A 17,953-nucleotide genomic window follows, 5' to 3' on the forward strand; every position below is an offset into this window, starting at 1 on the left:
GGTACGCACGTTACGAGATCAAAGCGTCGACGGCGACGGCCAGGAACAACAGCGTGAGGTACGTGATCGAGAGGTGGAACAGCCGCATCGGCTTGACCTTCAGCTCCCGCCGCACCTGCCGGTTCAGCCGGTGGGCCTCGACCAGGAACCAGCCGCCGAGCACCAGCGCCGTCGCGCCGTAGATCCAGCCCGTGGCCAGCGGCCAGAGCAGCAGCGAGCACAGCACCATCGCCCAGGAATACGCGAGGATCTGTCCGGTCACGACCTTGGGAGCCGCGACGACCGGCAGCATCGGCACGCCGGCCTTGGCGTAGTCGTTGCGGAACTTCATCGCCAGCGGCCAGTAGTGCGGCGGCGTCCAGAAGAAGATCACGCCGAACAGGACCAGCGGGGCCCAGCTCAGCGAGTTCGTGACCGCGGCCCAGCCGATCAGCACCGGCATGCAGCCGGCCGCGCCGCCCCAGACGATGTTCTGGCTGGTCCGTCGCTTGAGCACCGCGGTGTAGACCAGGACGTAGAACAGGATCGCGGCCAGCGCCAGCCCGGCGGCCAGCGCGTTGGTCTGCCACCACAGGAACGCGACCGCGACCACGCCGAGCGCGACACCGAAGATCAGCGCGCTGCGCGGCTCCACCGTGTGCTGGGCCAGCGGACGCCGTTTGGTGCGAGACATCTTTTCGTCGATGTCGCGGTCGATGTAGCAGTTGAGCGCGTTCGCACTACCGGCCGCGAGCGTGCCACCGAGGACGGTGGCGACGATGAGCCACAGCGAGGGCATGCCACGCTGGGCGAGGAGCATCGTCGGAACCGTCGACACGAGGAGCGTCTCGATGATTCGCGGCTTGGTCAGGGCGACGTAGGCCTTGACCACACCCAGTGGCTTCAGACGCGGCGGCCGGGACCCGGCCGGCGCCTCCACTTGTGCAGTCACGACGGCTCCGCCGCAATACGGGGGGTCACAGCAGACCGTCCACCTTCCGATCGTTCCGACCGTGCTCCGCCGGTCAGCCCTTCGGCGCGACGCAGAACGGCGCGCCCGGGTCAGAATAGACCGCCGCCAATCGTCTACACGCTGTGGGTGGGTGGGACGCGCCGGACGGTCGGGCCATCGTCAAAATAGTGGGGTGAACGAGTCTTCCGCACCGGAAGGACATTCACGCGACACCATCCAGAGACGCGTCGTTACTCACTGGGTGGGTAGGGTTTTTGCAGGAGCCGGTCGCGGAACTCCCACGGCCGGATCGGCATTCCGTCCTGAAGAAGGACTCGGACGAGGGACACGCCTGTGAGCAGCTCGGAGAATGACGCAGTACTCGACTGGAACGATCAGGACGCGAAGGCGGTAGACACCGTCCGCGTGCTGGCGGCCGACGCCGTGCAGAAGTCGGGCAACGGCCACCCGGGCACCGCGATGAGCCTGGCCCCGCTGGCCTATCTGTTGTTCAACAAGGTGCTCAAGCACGATCCGACCGACCCGAACTGGACCGGCCGCGACCGGTTCGTTCTGAGCGCCGGTCACTCCAGCCTGACGCTCTACATCCAGCTCTTCCTGTCGGGCTACCCGCTGACACTGGAAGACCTGAAGTCGCTCCGCCAGTGGGGCAGCCAGACCCCGGGTCACCCGGAGCACGGCCACACCCCGGGCGTCGAGACCACGACCGGCCCGCTGGGCCAGGGCGTCGGCAACGCGGTCGGCATGGCGATGGCGGCCCGCCGCGAGCGCGGCCTGTTCGACCCGGACGCCCCGGCCGGCCAGAGCCCGTTCGACCACAACATCTGGGCGATCGCCGGCGACGGCGACATCGAGGAGGGCATCAGCGGCGAGGCGTCGTCGATCGCGGGCACCCAGCAGCTGGGCAACCTGACGCTGATCTACGACGACAACAAGATCTCGATCGAGGACGACACGAACATCGCCCTCACCGAGGACGTCGCGGCCCGCTACGAGGCCTACGGCTGGCACGTGCAGAAGCTCGACTTCACCGCCGGCGGCGAGTACCACGAGGACGTCCACGCGCTCTGGGACGCGCTGCAGGCGGCCAAGGCCGAGACCGGCCGCCCGTCGTTCATCCAGCTGCGCACGATCATCGGCTGGCCGGCCCCGAACCTGCAGGGAACCGGCAAGGCGCACGGCGCCGCGCTGGGCGTGGACGAGGTCAAGGCCACCAAGGAGATCCTGGGCTTCGACCCGGAGAAGACGTTCGAGGTGCCCCAGGGCGCGTTCGACCGGGCCCGCGAGGTCGTGGCCCGCGGCCACGCCAAGCACGAGGCCTGGAACGCCGAGTTCGAGAAGTGGGCCGAGGCCAACCCGGAGCGCAAGGCGCTGTTCGACCGGATGGCGACCCGCTCGCTGCCCGAGGGCTGGACCGACAAGCTCCCGACGTTCCCGGCCGACGCCAAGGGCATCGCGACCCGCAAGGCGTCCGGTGACACGCTGAGCGCGATCGCGCCGGCCCTGCCGGAGCTCTGGGGCGGTTCGGCCGACCTGGCCGAGTCCAACCTGACGACGCCCAAGGGCGAGCCGTCGTTCCTCCCGCCCGACCGCCAGACCAAGATGTTCAGCGGCGGTCCCTACGGCCGGGTGCTCCACTTCGGCATCCGCGAGCACGCGATGGGCTCGATCCTCAACGGCATCGCACTGCACGGCGGCACCCGCCCCTACGGTGGCACATTCCTGGTCTTCAGCGACTACATGCGCCCGGCCGTCCGGCTCGCGGCGCTGATGAAGCTGCCGACGATCTACGTGTGGACGCACGACTCGATCGGCCTCGGCGAAGACGGCCCGACGCACCAGCCGATCGAGCACCTGACCGCGCTGCGGGCGATCCCCGGCCTCGACGTCGTCCGCCCGGCCGACGCCAACGAGACCGTCGTCGCGTGGAAGCAGGCGCTGGAGCACACCGACCGGCCGACCGCGCTGGCCCTGTCCCGGCAGAACCTGCCGACGTTCGACCGCACGACCGGCGAGTACGCTCCGGTGGAGTACGCGGCCAAGGGCGCCTACGTGCTGGCCGAGGCCAGCGGCGGTACCCCGCACGTGATCCTGCTGGCCACCGGTTCCGAGGTCGCGATCGCCGACGAGGCCCGCAAGCGCCTGGAGGCCGAGGGCACGCCGACCCGGCTGGTGTCGGTGCCGTGCTTCGAGTGGTTCGAGGAGCAGGACGAGGCCTACCGGGAGTCGGTGCTCCCGCGGTCCGTCAAGGCTCGGGTGAGCGTCGAGGCCGGCATCGCGATGTCGTGGCGGGGCCTGGTCGGCGAGGCCGGCGAGTCCATCTCGATCGAGCACTTCGGGGCCAGCGCGCCCTACACGGTGTTGTACGAGCAGTTCGGCTTCACTCCCGACCGCGTCGTCGCGGCCGCGCACGCCAGCCTCACCAAGGTCGGGGCCATCACCGGCAGCCCGACCGGCAACTGAAGGAAGGACGTCCACATGTCCGACGCACTCGCCGAACTGTCCGCCGCCGGCGTGGCAGTGTGGCTCGACGACATCTCCCGCCAGCGCCTGAACAGCGGTAACCTCGCGCAGCTGGTGGCCGAGAAGCACGTCGTCGGGGTCACGAGCAACCCGACGATCTTCGCGAAGGCGCTCGAGGACATCGACACCTACGCCGAGACCCTCACCGACCTCAAGGCCCGCAAGGTCTCGGTCGACGAGGCCATCCGGATGGTCACGGCCACCGACATCCGCGACGGCGCCGACCTGCTGCGCCCGGTCTACGACCGCAGCGACGGCGTCGACGGCCGGGTCTCGCTCGAGGTCGACCCGCGCCTGGCCAACGACACCACCGCGACGATCGCCGAGGCCAAGGCCCTCTGGTGGCTCGTCGACCGGCCGAACGTGCTGATCAAGATCCCGGCCACGAAGGCCGGCCTGCCGGCGATCACCGCGGCGCTGGCCGAGGGCATCAGCGTCAACGTCACGCTGATCTTCAGCCTCGAGCGGTACGGCGAGGTCATGGAGGCGTTCGTCGCCGGCGTCGAGCAGGCCAAGGAGAACGGCCACGACCTGACCAAGCTCGCCTCGGTGGCGTCGTTCTTCGTGTCGCGCGTCGACAGCGAGATCGACAAGCGCCTCGACAAGCTCGGCTCGGACGAGGCCAAGGCGCTGCGCGGGAAGGCCGCGATCGCGAACGCGCGGCTGGCCTACCGCGACTACGAGCAGGTCTTCTCGACGCCGCGGTGGAAGGCCCTGGCCGACGCCGGCGCCAAGCCGCAGCGGCCGCTGTGGGCGTCGACCGGCGTCAAGGACCCGGCCTACGACGACACCCAGTACGTCGTCGAGCTGGTCGCCCCGGGCACCGTGAACACGATGCCCGAGGCCACGCTCAAGGCCGTCGACGACCACGGCGTGGTTCGCGGCGACACGATCACCCCGTACTACGCCGACGCGCAGGCCGTGCTCGACGCGCTGGCCGGCATCGGCGTCGACTACGACGACGTCGTCGACCAGCTCGAGCGCGAAGGCGTCGAGAAGTTCGAGCAGTCGTGGACCGAGCTGCTCGAGTCGGTCAAGAAGCAACTCACCAAGGTCGATGCCTGATCACAGAGGGCCCGCCACCGGCGGGCCTCTCGTCTCCGTTTCCGGCGGCGCCTTCGGCGCCGCCGGTGCGGTGACGACCCTTACTTGCGCGCTCACCGACCGGGCCGTCGGCCTGGCCCAGCTCATCGAGGCGGTGCGATGACCAAACCGGCCACGGGCGCTCCCAAGGCGACCGACACAGCGACCTCCGCTCCGCCGGAGGCTCCCGAGACTTCTGCCGAGGCGGGCAGCCCGCCCGCCGGCACTCCATCGGCCGGTAGCCCGGCCCTGGACACCAAGACCTCGCCGGCCCCGGCGATCCCGCCGGGCCAGCTCACGGCGACCCCGGGTGGACGCGCGGCCAACCCGCTGCGCGACCCGGCCGACCGGCGCCTGCCGCGGGTCCCGGAGCCGTGCGCCCTGGTGATCTTCGGCGTCACCGGCGACCTGTCCCGCAAGAAGCTCATCCCGGCGATCTACGACCTCGCCAACCGGGATCTGCTGCCGCCCGGCTTCGTGGTGCTCGGGTTCGCCCGGCGCGACTGGGGCGACGGCGAGTTCGAGGACGTCTGCCGTGAGTGGGCCAAGAGCGGCGCCCGCACCCAGTGGCGCGAGGACGCCTGGGAGCGGCTGTCGGAGAACATCAAGTTCGTCGCCGGCTCCTTCGACGACGACGAGGCGTTCGACCACCTCTCGACCACGCTCAAGGAACTGCACGACGAGCACGGCATCCTCGGCAACGCCGCGTTCTACCTGTCGATCCCGCCGTCGCTGTTCCCGGTCGTGCTCAACCAGATCGAGCGGACGAAGATGGCCGACACCACGACCGACGGCGGCTGGCGCCGCGTCGTCGTGGAGAAGCCGTTCGGGCACGACGTGGAGTCGTCCAAGGCGCTCAACCGCCTGGTCGACGACGTGTTCTCGGCCGAGAACGTGTTCCGGATCGACCACTACCTGGGCAAGGAGACGGTCCAGAACCTGCTGGCGCTGCGCTTCGCCAACCAGCTGTTCGAGCCGATCTGGAACGCCCACTACGTCGACTCGGTGCAGATCACGATGGCCGAAGACGTCGGCATCGGGACCCGGGCCGGCTTCTACGACAAGACCGGCACCGCCCGGGACGTCGTCCAGAACCACCTGCTGCAGCTCCTCGCGCTGGCCGCGATGGAGGAGCCGGTGAGCTTCACCGCGGACGCGATCCGCACCGAGAAGCTCAAGGTGCTGCACGCGACGAAGCCTCCGGCCGACATGGAGCACGACGCGATCCGCGGCCAGTACGAGCAGGGCTGGCTGGCCGGTCAGCGGGTGCCGGGGTACCTCCAGGAGAAAGACATCCCGGAGGACTCGAAGACCGAGACGTACGCGGCGATCAAGCTCGGCATCCACACCCGGCGCTGGGCCGGCGTCCCGTTCTACGTGCGGGCGGGCAAACGGCTCCCGCGGCGGGTCACCGAGATCGCGGTGCTGTTCAAGAAGGCCCCGCACCTACCGTTCGCGAATACCGACACCGAGGCGCTGGGCCAGAACCAGCTGGTCATCAAGGTCCAGCCGGACGAGGGCATGACGCTGAAGTTCGGCTCGAAGGTGCCCGGGTCGGCGATGGAGGTCCGGGACGTCGCGATGGACTTCCTCTACGGCGAGGCGTTCACCGAGTCCTCCCCCGAGGCCTACGAGCGGTTGATCCTCGACGTGCTGGTCGGCGACTCGACGCTGTTCCCGAACGCGGACGAGGTCGAGGCCAGCTGGGTCGTCATCGACGCGCTCGAGGACTTCTGGGAAGGCAAGGCGCCGTTCAAGTACCGGGCCGGCGAGTGGGGCCCGAAGGCAGCGGACGAGATGCTCGCCCGCGAGGGACGCACCTGGAGGCGGCCGTGACGACACTCTGGGACACCACCGGCACCGACGTCGTCAAGGCGCTGTCGGAGTCGCGGCGGGCGGCGGGCTTCGTCGCCAGCGGCGTCGCGCTCACGCTCGTCGTGGTCGCCAACGAGAAGCACGTGCCGGCGGCGGAGGAGGCGGCCAGCGTGGCCGCGTCCGCCCACCCCTGCCGGCTGCTGATCGTCGTCCGGCGCCAGATCGAGGCGCCGATGCCCCGGCTCGACGCGGAGATCTCGGTCGGTGGCCGCCTCGGCCCCGGCGAGGCCGTCGTGATGCGGATGTACGGCCGGCTGGCGCTGCACGCCGAGTCGGTCACGCTGCCGCTGCTCGCGCCGGACGTACCGGTCGTGACCTGGTGGCACGGCGAGCCGCCGGAGAAGATCGCCTACGACCCGCTGGGTGTCTTCGCCGACCGCCGGGTCACCGACGCCCGGGAGTCCGCCGACCCGATCGGCACGCTCACGGCGCGGGCCGAGGACTACGCCCCCGGCGACACCGACCTGGGCTGGTCCCGGACGACGCCCTGGCGCACGCTGCTGGCCGGTGCGTTCGACACGGTCACCGGGCGGCCGACCGCGGTGACGGTCACCGCGGCTCCGCGCAACGTCACCGCGACCCTGCTGGTCGGCTGGATGCGCAGCCGCCTCGGCTTGGACGTCGTCCTGGACGAGTCGGCCAAGCGCGGGATCGCCGAGGTGAACATCGACATAGACGATGGGACCCGGATCCAGGTGACCCGGCAAGACAGCAACCACGCGATCCTGCGGCGCACCGGGGTACCCGACCGGGTCCAGCCGATGGCCCGCCGGTCGCTCGGTGAGCAGCTGGCCGAGGAGATCAAGCGGCTCGACCCCGACCAGCCGTACGGCGAGGCGCTGGGGGCGGCGACCGGGCTGACCGGTCTCAACCACCGGTCGCCGTTCCGCTCGCACGTTTGGAAGGACCCGATGCCCACCGCGACCCCCGCTCCCACGGCATGACGGTCGGCGAGCTGTCCGTCGTCGTCCACAAAGACGCCGACGTGCTGGCGGCCGCGGCGGCCGCGCGTCTGATGGTGCGGATCGTGGACGCCCAGCAGGCGCGCGGGAGCGCGTCGATCGTCCTCACCGGGGGCGGGGTCGGGATCGGCACGCTGAAGGCGCTGAACGCGAGCCCGGCCCGGGACGCGATCGACTGGGACGCGCTCGACGTCTGGTGGGGCGACGAGCGCTACCTGGCCCCGGGCGACGGCGAGCGCAACGAGGTGCAGGCGAACGAGGCGCTGCTCGACCACGTGCCGGTGAACCCGTCGCGGGTGCACCGGATGCCGGCCGACACCGGCAACTCGCCGGAGAGCGCGGCCGAGCAGTACGCCGACGAGCTGGCCAAGGCGGCCCGGGCCGGCGCCGACCTCCCCCGGTTCGACGTGCTGATGCTCGGCGTCGGGCCGGAGGGGCACATCGCGTCGATCTTCCCGGAGTCGCCGGCCGCGTACGACGAGGGCTCGGTGTGCGCGGTGCGCAACTGCCCGAAGCCGCCGCCGACCCGCGTCTCGCTGACGTTCGGCACGATCACCAGCGCCGACGAGGTGTGGCTGCTGGCCGCGGGCGAAGGTAAGGCCGAGGCGGTGGGGCTGGCTCTGTCCGGTGCCGGGCGCGTCCAGATCCCGGCGGCCGGCGCGCTGGGGGGCGTCCGGACGTTGTGGTTGGTGGACGAGGCCGCGGCGGTGAACGTCCCACCGGAGCTCCGGCTCCGCCGGTCGTAACGCGCGCCACCGCACGACACAGGCCCCACCCCCTGAAGGGTGGGGCCTGTCGCCTGAGGCGCGCGGGACGACGTACGCGCGCCCGACCACTACTCGACTGCTACTCCCCGCGGCGGGCGCGGACCTTGGCCAGGGCCTCTTCGAGGATCGCCTCGCCGTCCGCGTCGCTGCGCCGCTCACGCACGTAGGCCAGGTGCGTCTTGTACGGCTCGTTGCGCGGGGCAGCGGGCGGTGCTTCCTGGTTCTTACCGGCGGGCAGCCCGCACCGCGGACAGTCCCAGTGCTCCGGCTCGGCCGCCTCGATGGCGAACGACACGCGGGTCACGTGCCCGTTCGCACAGTAGAAGGGGGTGTGGCGCCGGGGCGCCGACTCCCCCCGCTCCGCCTCTCCCATCGGCCCCGCGCCGACGCGGGTGCCTCGGATGGCATTTCCACCAGCCACGGTTACAGCGCTCCGTTCCTTCCCAGAGGGGGTGGGGGTGGTCGCTGCCGGAGGGACCGCCCGTCAGGACCCGGCGGTCGTCTTCAGCAGCAACCCGAGCGTCACGATGCAGGCGAACCAGATCACGCCGGTAGCGATCGTGATCCGGTCGAGGTTCTTCTCCGCGACGGAGGAGCCGGAGAGGTTCGAGGAGACACCGCCACCGAACATGCTGGACAGCCCACCACCCTTTCCTCGGTGGAGGAGGATGAGCAGTACAAGCGCCAAGCTCGTCAGGACGAGCACGGTCGACACGGCGATGGTCATTGCGGGTGGGGGTTCCTCTCGCTTCTCGCGGGGTCGCGGACACCGGCCCGGTTCTCCGGGGCGCCGCGCTGGGGCCGCGGCACCACTCGCACAGGATAACTGCCGCGACGGTTCAAACGTGCCGTGGTCGCCATCGACGCTGAATTTCGGAAAATTCCGTCCGATCAGCTGAGCAAGTATCGCTCAGCGTGGTTGAGGTCGTGCTACCCCACGAACCCGACCGGCGGCCGGGGCCGTCTTCGCGGGGGCGGTCAGCGTGGCCGCCACGGCCGGATCGGCGGCCGGCAGCAGCACGGTGACCTCCAGGCCACCGCCCGGACGCGCGACCGCCTGCACGGTCCCGCCGTGGGCCCCGGCCACCGCCCGGACGATCGACAGCCCCAGCCCCGCCCCGCGGGTACCCGTGCGCTCGACCCCGCCCCGGCGGAACGGCTCGAACAGGCCGGGCACCTCGCGCTGGTCGAGCTCGGGCCCGTCGTTGGCCACGACCAGCCAGGCCTGGCGCCCGTCACCGCCGGTGCGCACCGACAGCTCGCCGTGCGTCACGTTGTAGCGGACCGCGTTCTCGACCAGGTTGCCGGCCAGCCGCTCCAGCAGGCTCGGGTCGCCGACCACGATCGCCGGCGCGAAGTCGGTGGTGACCTGCAGGTTCAGCCGCTCGCTCTCGGTCGCGACCGCGGACAGCGTCGACGGCACCCCGCGGGCCAGGTCGACCGGCACCTGCTTGGCCAGCCGACCGGCCTGGGCCTCGGTGCGGGCGAGCAGCAGCAGCGCCTCGATCAGGTCGTTGGCCCGCCCGGACGCGTCCCGGACGACCGTGCCCATCCGGCGCAGGTCGTCGTTGGTGGCGTCCTCGTCGGCGAGCGTCACGTCGATCTCGGTGCGCATGACCGCCAGCGGGGTTCTCAGCTCGTGGCTGGCGTTCGCGACGAACCGCTTCTGGCTGCCGAACGCCGCCGACAACCGGTCGAGCATGCCGTCGAACGTGTCGGCGAGTTCCTTGACCTCGTCGTCCGGTCCGGTGTGGTGCAGCCGGTGGTCGAGCGTCTCGGTGGAGAGCCGGCGGGCGGTGACCGTGACCTGGTGCAGCGGGCGCAGCGCCCGGCCGGTGAGCAGGTGGCCGCCCACTATCCCGGCGATACCGATCACCAGCAGGGCCAGGAAGCCCTTCACCAGCAGCTCGGTCGTCGTGGTGGACGCCATGCTGTCTTGCCAGGCGGTGGCGCTCTCGGTGTGCGTGGTGCCGTCCGCGTCCACCAGCGTGACGCTGGAGCCCGGGGCGAGCTGGTCGGTGGACATCAGCTGGTCGCGCACCAGCAGCCAGGCCAGCACGAGCAGCAGCAGCCCGGCCCCGAACAGCAGGACGCCGTTGAGCAGCGTCAGCCGCAGCCGGAGCGTCGGCCGGAGCCGGCCGGGCTTCTTCTCGGCCCCGTACACGGTCATCTCGGCGTCACCCGGTAGCCGGCCCCGACCACCGTCTCTATCAGCGGCGGGTCGCCGAGCTTCTTGCGCAGCGTCATCATCGTCACCCGCACGGTGGTGGTGAACGGGTCGGCGTTGGCGTCCCAGACGCGCTCGAGCAGCTCCTCGCTGGAGATGACCGCGCCGCGGGCCGACAGCAGCACCTCGAGGACGCCGAACTCCTTGCGGGTCAGGTCCACCGGACGCCCGGCCCGGCTGACCACCCGGCGGGCCGGGTCGAGCTCGACGTCGCCGACGGTCAGCACCGGGGGCGCGGGCGGGGTGGCCCGGCGGCCGAGCGCACGCACCCGGGCCACCAGCTCCTCGAACGCGAACGGCTTGGCCAGGTAGTCGTCGGCGCCGATGCCGAGGCCCTCGACGCGGTCGGCGACCGTGCCGCTGGCCGTCAGCATCAGCACCCGAGTGAGCGAGCCCGACGCGGCCAGCTCGGTGCAGATCACGTCGCCGTGCACGCCCGGGAGGTCCCGGTCGAGCACGACGACGTCGTACCGCGTGACGGTGGCCATCTCCTGGCCGTCGGTGCCGTGGTAGGCGACGTCGACGGCCATTCCCTCGCGGCGGAGGCCCCGGGCCACCGCGTCGGCGAGCGCCCGCTCGTCCTCGATCACCAGCACCCGCACGTCCGTGGCCCCTCACCGTCGTTCAACCGCTGGCAACGACGGTAATCCCTGAAGTCACGAACCGGGCTTGAGCACCACGGTCGTGCCGGGGTCGGCGGCCACCTGCAGGGTGCGCAGGTGCAGGAGGGACGGGTGCTCCTCCACGAGCCGGGCCGCGTTGGCCAGCGTGCGGAGCGCGGCCGCCTCCGAGCGGGCCCGCTCGAGCTCGGCCCGTCCGCGCTCGACCGTCAGCGCGGTCTCGGCGAACGCACGGCGCAGCTCGGCCCCGAGCATCAGGTCCTTGACCGCCACCGAGTCGACCGCGATCCCGACCGCCTCGGCGGCCGCGGCCACCGGAGCCGTCAGGCCGTCTCCGAGCGCGCCGCGGTCCCGGATGGCTGCCTCGAGCGCCAGACCGGCCACGCGGTCGCGTAGGACGGTCTGGACGGCCGCGTAGAGCACGTCCAGCGGACGCTCGGCGCTCGCGTGGTACCCGGCCGGGTCGGCGACCCGCCACGAGACGAGCGCGCTGACCTTGACCGTGAGCCCGTCGGCGGTGAGCAGCTCCTGGCCGGGCACGGTGAGCAGCGCCGGCCGCAGGTCGATCCGCACCAGCGTGGTGCGGCCCGCCCGGTAGCCGTGCCGACCGGGCCCCAGCACCGCGCCCCGCACTCCGTCGACGTACGTCACCACGCGCTCGTACTCCATCACGGTGACCTTCGCCATCGCCGCCTCCTTCCGCTGTCGTCGTTCTGTCGTGCGCACGGGTCCGCCGCCTCGGCGTGACGGTGGGGGCGTCCACCTCGCGGTGAGCCCGCAGGACCGGCCCGCCGAAGACGGCGGCGGACCCGCGCGTAGTCGGGAGTCGAACCCGTTTTCCCAGTTGGAGGGGGTGCCGACGTGCGGGACGAGCCCGGCGATGCCGGTTCGCCACTGGCCTCCCCCGTCGAGAAACGGTAGGTGCGAAAGGGACACCGGGCAATCGAAAATGCGGACCGCGCTGAATCCGCGGGCAGGCCGATGTGGTATCGATCGCGGGGTGCGCATGCTGTCCACTCCCCCACCACCACCCCCATCGACCCCGGTGCCACTCGCCGGTCTCGATGCGGTGCCGTGGAACCGGCTGCACCACGCCTACGGAGTCGCCACCGACGTCCCGGGGCACCTCCGTTCCTTACGCTCCCCCGACCCCGACGTCCGGCAGAACGCCTGCGCGGCGCTGCTCGGCACCGTCTACCACCAGGGCACCCGCTGGCAGGCGACGCGGTACGTGGTGCAGTTCGTGGCCGGGCTGATCGACTCCCGGGACACCCCCGACCGGGCGATCCTGATCGGACTGTTGCGCGCGCTCTCGGTCGGCGACCGGGAAGACGGCGAGCTCCCGTTCGCGCCCGAGGCCGCTTTCGCCGGCGCGCGGGGAGTCACGCCGGAGACCGAGCGCACGGTGCTCACCTGGCTCTACGACGAGGAGACCCGCCCCGACGAGCAGCAGCTGGCCGCCACCGACGCGGTGGCCGCGTACTGGGCCCAGGCGGCCTACGAGGCCGGGGCCCGGCACGGCTACCGGTACCTGAACTGGCTCGCCGACCCCGACCCGGCGGTCGCGGCCGGTGCGGCCGAGCTGCTGGCCTGGTTCCCGGGGACGCCGGGCGTGGTGCCTGCGCTGATCGCGGTGCCCGACGACGAGCCCCGTGCGCTGGCCCGGTCGAGCGCCAACCTGAGCCTCGGACATCTGGGGCGCACCGCGACCGGCAACATCGAGGTGGACGCCCGGCTCGTCGAGCTGCTGGGCGCAGCGCACCTCACCGTCCAGCTGACGGCCGCGGTGGCGCTGGCCTACCGGCACGGCACCTCGTTGCCGCCCGGGGCGCTCCAGGTGCTCCTGGAGGCGCGGACGCGCAAGGTGGGGCGGCGGGAGTGGAGCGACATCTGGCCCTGGGACCGCCCCCCGGCCGCCTTCGCCGACCTGGCCCTCCGAAAGGCCTCCCCGAGCTGAGCTCGTTGATGCATAATGCATGCATGACAGCTCTCCAGGTTCGGGATGTCCCCGACGACGTCCGGGACGCGTTGGTCGAGCAGGCCCGCGCCCAGGGGCAGTCGCTCCAGGCGTTCCTGTTCGAGGTGCTGCGCCGGCAGGCTCGCCGTCCGGCCAACGCGGCGGTGCTCCAGCGGTTCGCGCAGCGTTCCGACGGCACCCGCGCCGCGCCGGGCGAGACCGCCGCCGCGCTCGCGGAGGAACGCGACCACAGATGATCGTCGTCGACGCCTGCGTCCTCGCCGACGCGATGATGGACGACGGCCCGGTGGGTGACGCGGCACGGTCGGCGCTCTCGGCCGACCTGGTGTGGGCCGCGCCGACCCACCTCTTCGTCGAGGTGCTCTCGGTCGTCCGCAAGAAGGCGCGGGCCGGCGCCCTGGCCCCGGCGCGGGCCGCCGAGATCGCGGCGGCGCTCCCCGAACTGGTCATCGACCAGGTCGACGCGGTGCAGCTCACCGACCGCATCTGGGAGCTCCGCGAGAACCTCACCACCTACGACGCCGCCTACGTGGCCGCAGCCGAGCTCTACGAATGTGCGGTCGTGACCAGTGACGCCCGGCTGGCCAAAGCGCCGGGCGTCCGCTGTCCGGTCGAACTCCTCTAGCGGGCCGCCCATTCATCGGTCGGCTGGTCGGCTTTCAGGGCCGCCCATTCGGTGATCTGGCGGGCGATGTCCTGGGCGGTCAGGCCCAGGTCGGCCAGGATCTCCGCGCGCGTGCCGTGCGGGTGCCAGTCGGCCGGAACGCCCAGATCCCGGACCGGCACCGACACACCCGCGTCCGACATCGCCTGTACCAGCGCCGTTCCGACGCCGCCGGCGCGGACGCCGTCCTCCAGCGACACCACCAGCGCCGCGTCGCGGGTCAGGTCGACCAGCGACGCGGGCACCGGACGCACCCAGCGCGGATCGACGACCGTGACCCGGATCCCGTGCTCGGCCGCCCGCGCGGCCACCTCGACCGCGGTGTGGGCGAACGCACCGACCGACACCAGCAGCACGTCCGGCTTCTTCCCGGCGTCGACCAGCACGTCGACCCCGCCGACGCGGGAGACCGCGGGCAGGTCGGCCGGCACCGCGCCGGTCGGGAACCGCACGACGGTCGGGCCGTCGGAGACCGCGACCGCCTCCCGGAACTCCTCGCGGAGGGTCGACGCGTCCCGCGGCGCCGCCACCCGGATCCCCGGCACGACGCCGAGGATCGACAGGTCCCAGATGCCGTAGTGGCTGGGCCCGTCGGGCCCGGTGATGCCGGCCCGGTCGAGCACGAACGTGACCGGCAGCCCGTGCATCGCCACGTCGAGCAGCGTCTGGTCGAACGCCCGGTTCAGGAACGTCGCGTAGACGCCGACGACCGGGTGCATCCCGCCCATGGCCAGCCCGGCCGCGGACGTGACCGCGTGCTGCTCGGCGATGCCCACGTCGTAGGCCCGCTCGGGGAACCGCTGGGCCAGCTTGTCGATGCCGGTCGGGATCGCCATCGCCGCGGTGATGCCGACGATGTCCTCCCGCTCCTCGGCGACCGCGACCAGCTCCTCGGAGAAGACCTTCGTCCACTTCAGGCTCGGTGCCGCCAGCGGCTTGCCGGTCGCCGGGTCGAAGGCGCCCGGGCCGTGGAAGTTGTCGGCCTCGTCGGCCTCGGCCGGCGCGTACCCGTAACCCTTGCGGGTGACCGCGTGCACGATCACCGGTCCGCCGAACGACTTCGCCCGGCGCAGCGCGGACTCCAGCGCGCCGAGGTCGTGCCCGTCGACCGGCCCGACGTACTTGAGGCCGAGGTCCTCGAACATGCCCTGCGGGCTGATCGCGTCCTTCAAGCCTCGTTTGACGCCGTGCAGCGCGTCGTAGAGCGGCGCGCCGACGAGCGGTGTGCGCGAGAGCGAGTCGCGGACGAGGTCGAGCACCCGCTCGTAGCCCGGGTTGAGCCGCAGGGTCGCGAGGTGGTTGGCGAGGCCGCCGATCGTCGGCGCGTACGAGCGGCCGTTGTCGTTGACGACGATGACGACCGGCCGGTCCTTACCCGCGGCGATGTTGTTGATCGCCTCCCAGCACATGCCGCCGGTCAGCGCCCCGTCGCCGACCAGCGCGACCACGTGACGCTTCTCGCCGCGCAGCGCGAACGCCTTGGCCAGGCCGTCGGCGTAGGAGAGCGCGGTGGACGCGTGCGAGTTCTCGACCAGGTCGTGCGCGGACTCGGCCCGGCTCGGGTAGCCCGACAGCCCGCCGCGCTGGCGCAGCTTCTCGAAGTCGTGCCTTCCGGTGAGCAGCTTGTGCACGTAGGCCTGGTGGCCGGTGTCGAACAGGATCTTGTCGGCCGGCGAGTCGAACACCCGGTGCATCGCGATCGTCAGCTCGACCGCGCCGAGGTTCGGGCCCAGGTGACCGCCGGTGCGCGAGACCTTGGCGACCAGGAAGTCGCGGATCTCCGCAGCCAGCGTGGGCAATGCCTCGGCGGGCAGGGCCCGCAGCTGCTCGGGAGAAGAGACGCTGGCCAACAGCTCATGGGCCTGGTCGGACACGATGGCGGCAACTCCTCGCGCTGGCTGGTTCAGGATTTCGAGTCTAGCCACGGCCGTCCCGGCCGCATCTCGGGGCGCTTCCGCGCGACCGAATCCCCACGAAATCTCCACACCAACGCCGCGGACGCTGTGCGTGAGCACAGCGTCCGCATTTGTCTTTTGGTAAGAACCTGGAGCCCGCTCAGGGCGGGGCTGACATCCGCGCCACTCGACGTCGCGTACTGGTCGTACTCAAGTCGGGTGGCGCGGCTGTCAGCGCCGTCCTGAGCGGGCCGTGCACTATCGGCCGGAGGACTTGCGGCCTCGGGAGGAGGCGGCGTCGATCACGACGGCGCCGAGGAGGACCGCGCCGGTGATGATGTACTTCACCGACGACGTCAGCGACAGCAGCGCGAGACCGTTCGCGATCGAACCGATCACGACCGCACCGAGCAGCGGCGCGTAGCGCCGGGTGCGGCCACCGAACAGCGACGTGCCACCGATGACCGCGGCGGCGATCGAGTTGACCAGCACGTCACCGGCGCCGGACTGCTGGTTCGCGAAGCCCAGCCGCATCGCGGCGATGACGCCACCGACCGCGGCCAGCGTCGAGCACAGCATGAACACCGAGATCCGGATCGCGTCGACCTTGATGCCGGCCCGGCGCGCGGCCTCGATGTTGCCACCGACGGCCAGGATCGCCCGGCCGTACTTCGTCCGCCGGATGATCCAGTCGAAGATCAGCACCAGCGCGACCGCGAACAGGAAGATCCACGGCAGGCCGCGGTCGATCCCGAGCTTGGACGCCAGCGCGACCACGATGACGATCAGGAAGATCGCCACGATCGCGGTGACCCAGATCGGCTGGCCGGACAGGCCGGCCCGGCGACGGCGGGCCGAGCCCGACAGCGCGGTCACGACGTACAGCACGACGAGCGCCAGGCCGACGACGTAGGTGAGCCAGGTCGGCAGGAACTTCTGCTGGCCGATGTCGATCAGCGCGCCGGTGGGCGGCAGGTTGACCGTGCCCTGCTTGCCGAGGATCTCCAGCTGGACGCCCAGCCAGCCGAGCAGACCGGCCAGCGTGATGACGAACGACGGCACGCCGATCTTGGTGAACACGATGCCGTGGATCAGCCCGATCACGGTGCCGGCCAGGACGGCCATGATCACCGACAGGAACGGGTTGACCCCGTGCGTGGCGTTCGCGACCGCGACGATCGCGGCCGCGACACCGCTGACCGAACCGATCGACAGGTCGATCTCACCGAGCAGCAGGACCAGCGTGATGCCCAGCGCGATGATCGTCAGCGAGGCGATCTGCAGGCACAGGTTGACCAGGTTGAACGCGTTGAGGAACGTGTCGTTCAGGCTCTGGAAGACGATGACGATGACGACCAGGCCGACGATGATCGGCAGCGAGCCGATGTCGCCGGACCGCAGCCGGGCGAACAGCGCGCCGACGTACCCCATCGGGCCGCGGGCCTGGATGAGCCGGGGGTCGAGCAGGTCCGCCGCGACGGCACCTTCTGCCGGCCGGTCGACCGGCTCCGTCGGAGTGCTCACTGAATCGTCCCTTCGTAACGGCCGCCGGGGGCCGCACGGTGTTCCCGGGCGGCGCGCTCGGCCACCACGTTGTCGCTGGCACCGGTGATCGCGGCGACCAGATCGGTCGTGCTGACCTGGCGGGCGTCGAACTCGCCGGCGTTGCGGCCCAGACGCAGCACGACCACCCGGTCGGCGACGGCCTGGACGTCGGCCATGTTGTGGCTGATCAGGATGACCGCGAGGCCGCGGTCGCGGAGCCGCTCGACCAGGTTGAGCACCTGGGCGGTCTGCGCGACGCCGAGGGCGGCGGTCGGCTCGTCGAGGATGACGACCTTCGGGTTGCCGAGCAGCGAGCGCGAGATCGCGACGGTCTGCCGCTGGCCACCGGAGAGCGAGGCGACCGGGATCCGGACGCTCGGGATCTTGGCCGCGAGCGTGCGCAGCAGTTCCCAGCTGCGCTTCTCCATCTCGGCCTCGTCGAGCGCTACGCCGCCGACCGTGAGCTCGCTGCCGAGGAACAGGTTGCCGACGACGTCCAGGTTGTCGCAGAGCGCGAGGTCCTGGAAGACCGTGGCGATGCCGAGGCCCTGCGAGGCCGACGGCGAGGGGATCGAGACCTGGCGACCCTGGAAGAGGATCTGGCCGCTGTCGGCCGGGCCGGCTCCGGACATCACCTTGACGAGGGTGGACTTGCCTGCGCCGTTGTCTCCGACCAGCGCGACCACCTCCCCGGCGGCGACCGAGAAGGAGACGTCGGTGAGCGCCTGGACGGCACCGAACCGCTTGTTGATGCCCGTCATCGAGAGCACCGGCTGTCGCGCGCCGGTACCAGGACGGCCGGCCCCTGTGGTGGCTGTCATGCGGTCCTCTTCGTTGCGAGGGGTTGGGATGGACGCGTGTG

The 17,953-nt window shown here is 71.5% G+C and carries 18 protein-coding genes; 9 read left to right on the top strand and 9 right to left on the bottom strand.

All coding sequences use genetic code 11. From position 1 onward, the window contains the following. Window positions 1–10 precede the first annotated feature (10 nt). Window positions 11–931, bottom strand: coding sequence for a heme o synthase (locus FL583_RS30485; RefSeq protein ID WP_142708319.1), 921 nt, complete (start codon window positions 929–931; stop codon window positions 11–13). A 354-nt stretch (window positions 932–1,285) separates the two neighbouring features. Between FL583_RS30485 and tkt the strand changes: the two genes are divergently transcribed. From tkt to pgl, 6 genes are read left to right on the top strand one after another with little or no spacing between them, the layout of a single operon-like run. Next, window positions 1,286–3,415: a transketolase gene (gene tkt, locus FL583_RS30490; RefSeq protein WP_142708320.1), complete on the top strand. Its 2,130-nt coding sequence runs from the start codon at window positions 1,286–1,288 to the stop codon at window positions 3,413–3,415. Window positions 3,416–3,430: 15 nt separating this feature from the next. Beyond that, window positions 3,431–4,540 carry a transaldolase gene (gene tal, locus FL583_RS30495; RefSeq protein ID WP_142708321.1) on the top strand — a complete coding sequence of 370 codons (1,110 nt, stop codon included), beginning with the start codon at window positions 3,431–3,433 and terminating at the stop codon, window positions 4,538–4,540. Next, window positions 4,533–4,682, top strand: coding sequence for a hypothetical protein (locus tag FL583_RS40470; RefSeq protein WP_170323948.1), 150 nt, complete (start codon window positions 4,533–4,535; stop codon window positions 4,680–4,682). Before tal ends, FL583_RS40470 begins: the two co-directional genes overlap by 8 nt. Beyond that, window positions 4,679–6,394 (top strand): glucose-6-phosphate dehydrogenase, encoded by a 1,716-nt coding sequence (gene zwf, locus FL583_RS30500; protein ID WP_142708322.1) that lies wholly within the window; start codon window positions 4,679–4,681, stop codon window positions 6,392–6,394. Before FL583_RS40470 ends, zwf begins: the two co-directional genes overlap by 4 nt. Then, complete coding sequence (locus FL583_RS30505) at window positions 6,391–7,377, top strand: glucose-6-phosphate dehydrogenase assembly protein OpcA (protein WP_142708323.1); 987 nt, start codon at window positions 6,391–6,393, stop codon at window positions 7,375–7,377. The genes zwf and FL583_RS30505 overlap by 4 nt, the downstream gene beginning before the upstream one ends. Continuing rightward, window positions 7,374–8,141: a 6-phosphogluconolactonase gene (gene pgl / locus FL583_RS30510; protein WP_142708324.1), complete on the top strand. Its 768-nt coding sequence runs from the start codon at window positions 7,374–7,376 to the stop codon at window positions 8,139–8,141. Before FL583_RS30505 ends, pgl begins: the two co-directional genes overlap by 4 nt. 100 nt (window positions 8,142–8,241) lie before the next feature. On the opposite strand, the gene FL583_RS30515 is transcribed toward pgl, so the two are convergent. The 5 genes from FL583_RS30515 to FL583_RS30535 form a co-directional block, all read right to left on the bottom strand. After that, complete coding sequence (locus tag FL583_RS30515; RefSeq protein ID WP_142708325.1) at window positions 8,242–8,583, bottom strand: RNA polymerase-binding protein RbpA; 342 nt, start codon at window positions 8,581–8,583, stop codon at window positions 8,242–8,244. Between the two features lie 63 nt (window positions 8,584–8,646). Next, window positions 8,647–8,889, bottom strand: coding sequence for a preprotein translocase subunit SecG (secG, locus tag FL583_RS30520; protein WP_142708326.1), 243 nt, complete (start codon window positions 8,887–8,889; stop codon window positions 8,647–8,649). A gap of 183 nt (window positions 8,890–9,072) precedes the next feature. Beyond that, entirely contained in the window at window positions 9,073–10,332 is a 1,260-nt protein-coding gene (locus tag FL583_RS30525; protein WP_142708327.1) for a HAMP domain-containing sensor histidine kinase, read from the bottom strand. Then, complete coding sequence (locus tag FL583_RS30530) at window positions 10,329–10,991, bottom strand: response regulator transcription factor (RefSeq protein WP_142708328.1); 663 nt, start codon at window positions 10,989–10,991, stop codon at window positions 10,329–10,331. The genes FL583_RS30525 and FL583_RS30530 overlap by 4 nt, the downstream gene beginning before the upstream one ends. 54 nt (window positions 10,992–11,045) lie before the next feature. Next, entirely contained in the window at window positions 11,046–11,696 is a 651-nt protein-coding gene (locus FL583_RS30535; RefSeq protein WP_170323949.1) for a slipin family protein, read from the bottom strand. A gap of 358 nt (window positions 11,697–12,054) precedes the next feature. On the opposite strand from FL583_RS30535, the gene FL583_RS30540 reads away from it, so the two are divergent. The 3 genes from FL583_RS30540 to FL583_RS30550 are packed head-to-tail and all read left to right on the top strand — an operon-like array spanning window position 12,055 to window position 13,612. After that, window positions 12,055–12,966 carry a HEAT repeat domain-containing protein gene (locus FL583_RS30540; RefSeq protein ID WP_142708330.1) on the top strand — a complete coding sequence of 304 codons (912 nt, stop codon included), beginning with the start codon at window positions 12,055–12,057 and terminating at the stop codon, window positions 12,964–12,966. Window positions 12,967–12,989: 23 nt separating this feature from the next. Next, a complete protein-coding gene (locus FL583_RS30545; RefSeq protein WP_142708331.1) occupies window positions 12,990–13,223 on the top strand; it encodes a FitA-like ribbon-helix-helix domain-containing protein in 234 nt (77 codons plus the stop codon). Continuing rightward, window positions 13,220–13,612 (top strand): type II toxin-antitoxin system VapC family toxin, encoded by a 393-nt coding sequence (locus FL583_RS30550; RefSeq protein WP_142708332.1) that lies wholly within the window; start codon window positions 13,220–13,222, stop codon window positions 13,610–13,612. The genes FL583_RS30545 and FL583_RS30550 overlap by 4 nt, the downstream gene beginning before the upstream one ends. On the opposite strand, the gene dxs is transcribed toward FL583_RS30550, so the two are convergent. The 3 genes from dxs to FL583_RS30565 form a co-directional block, all read right to left on the bottom strand. Beyond that, the gene (gene dxs / locus FL583_RS30555; protein WP_205752602.1) at window positions 13,609–15,504 is read right to left on the bottom strand and encodes a 1-deoxy-D-xylulose-5-phosphate synthase; all 1,896 of its coding nucleotides are present in this window, start codon (window positions 15,502–15,504) and stop codon (window positions 13,609–13,611) included. The two genes, FL583_RS30550 and dxs, sit on opposite strands and share 4 nt — an antisense overlap. Window positions 15,505–15,804: 300 nt before the next feature. Further along, window positions 15,805–17,070, bottom strand: a complete 1,266-nt coding sequence (locus FL583_RS30560) for a sugar ABC transporter permease (RefSeq protein WP_205752595.1) — start codon at window positions 17,068–17,070, stop codon at window positions 15,805–15,807. Further along, window positions 17,067–17,912 carry an ATP-binding cassette domain-containing protein gene (locus FL583_RS30565; RefSeq protein ID WP_142708333.1) on the bottom strand — a complete coding sequence of 282 codons (846 nt, stop codon included), beginning with the start codon at window positions 17,910–17,912 and terminating at the stop codon, window positions 17,067–17,069. Before FL583_RS30565 ends, FL583_RS30560 begins: the two co-directional genes overlap by 4 nt. Window positions 17,913–17,953: the final 41 nt, after the last annotated feature.

It is taken from the genome of Cryptosporangium phraense (genome assembly GCF_006912135.1).
Taxonomy (GTDB): Bacteria; Actinomycetota; Actinomycetes; order Mycobacteriales; family Cryptosporangiaceae; genus Cryptosporangium; species Cryptosporangium phraense.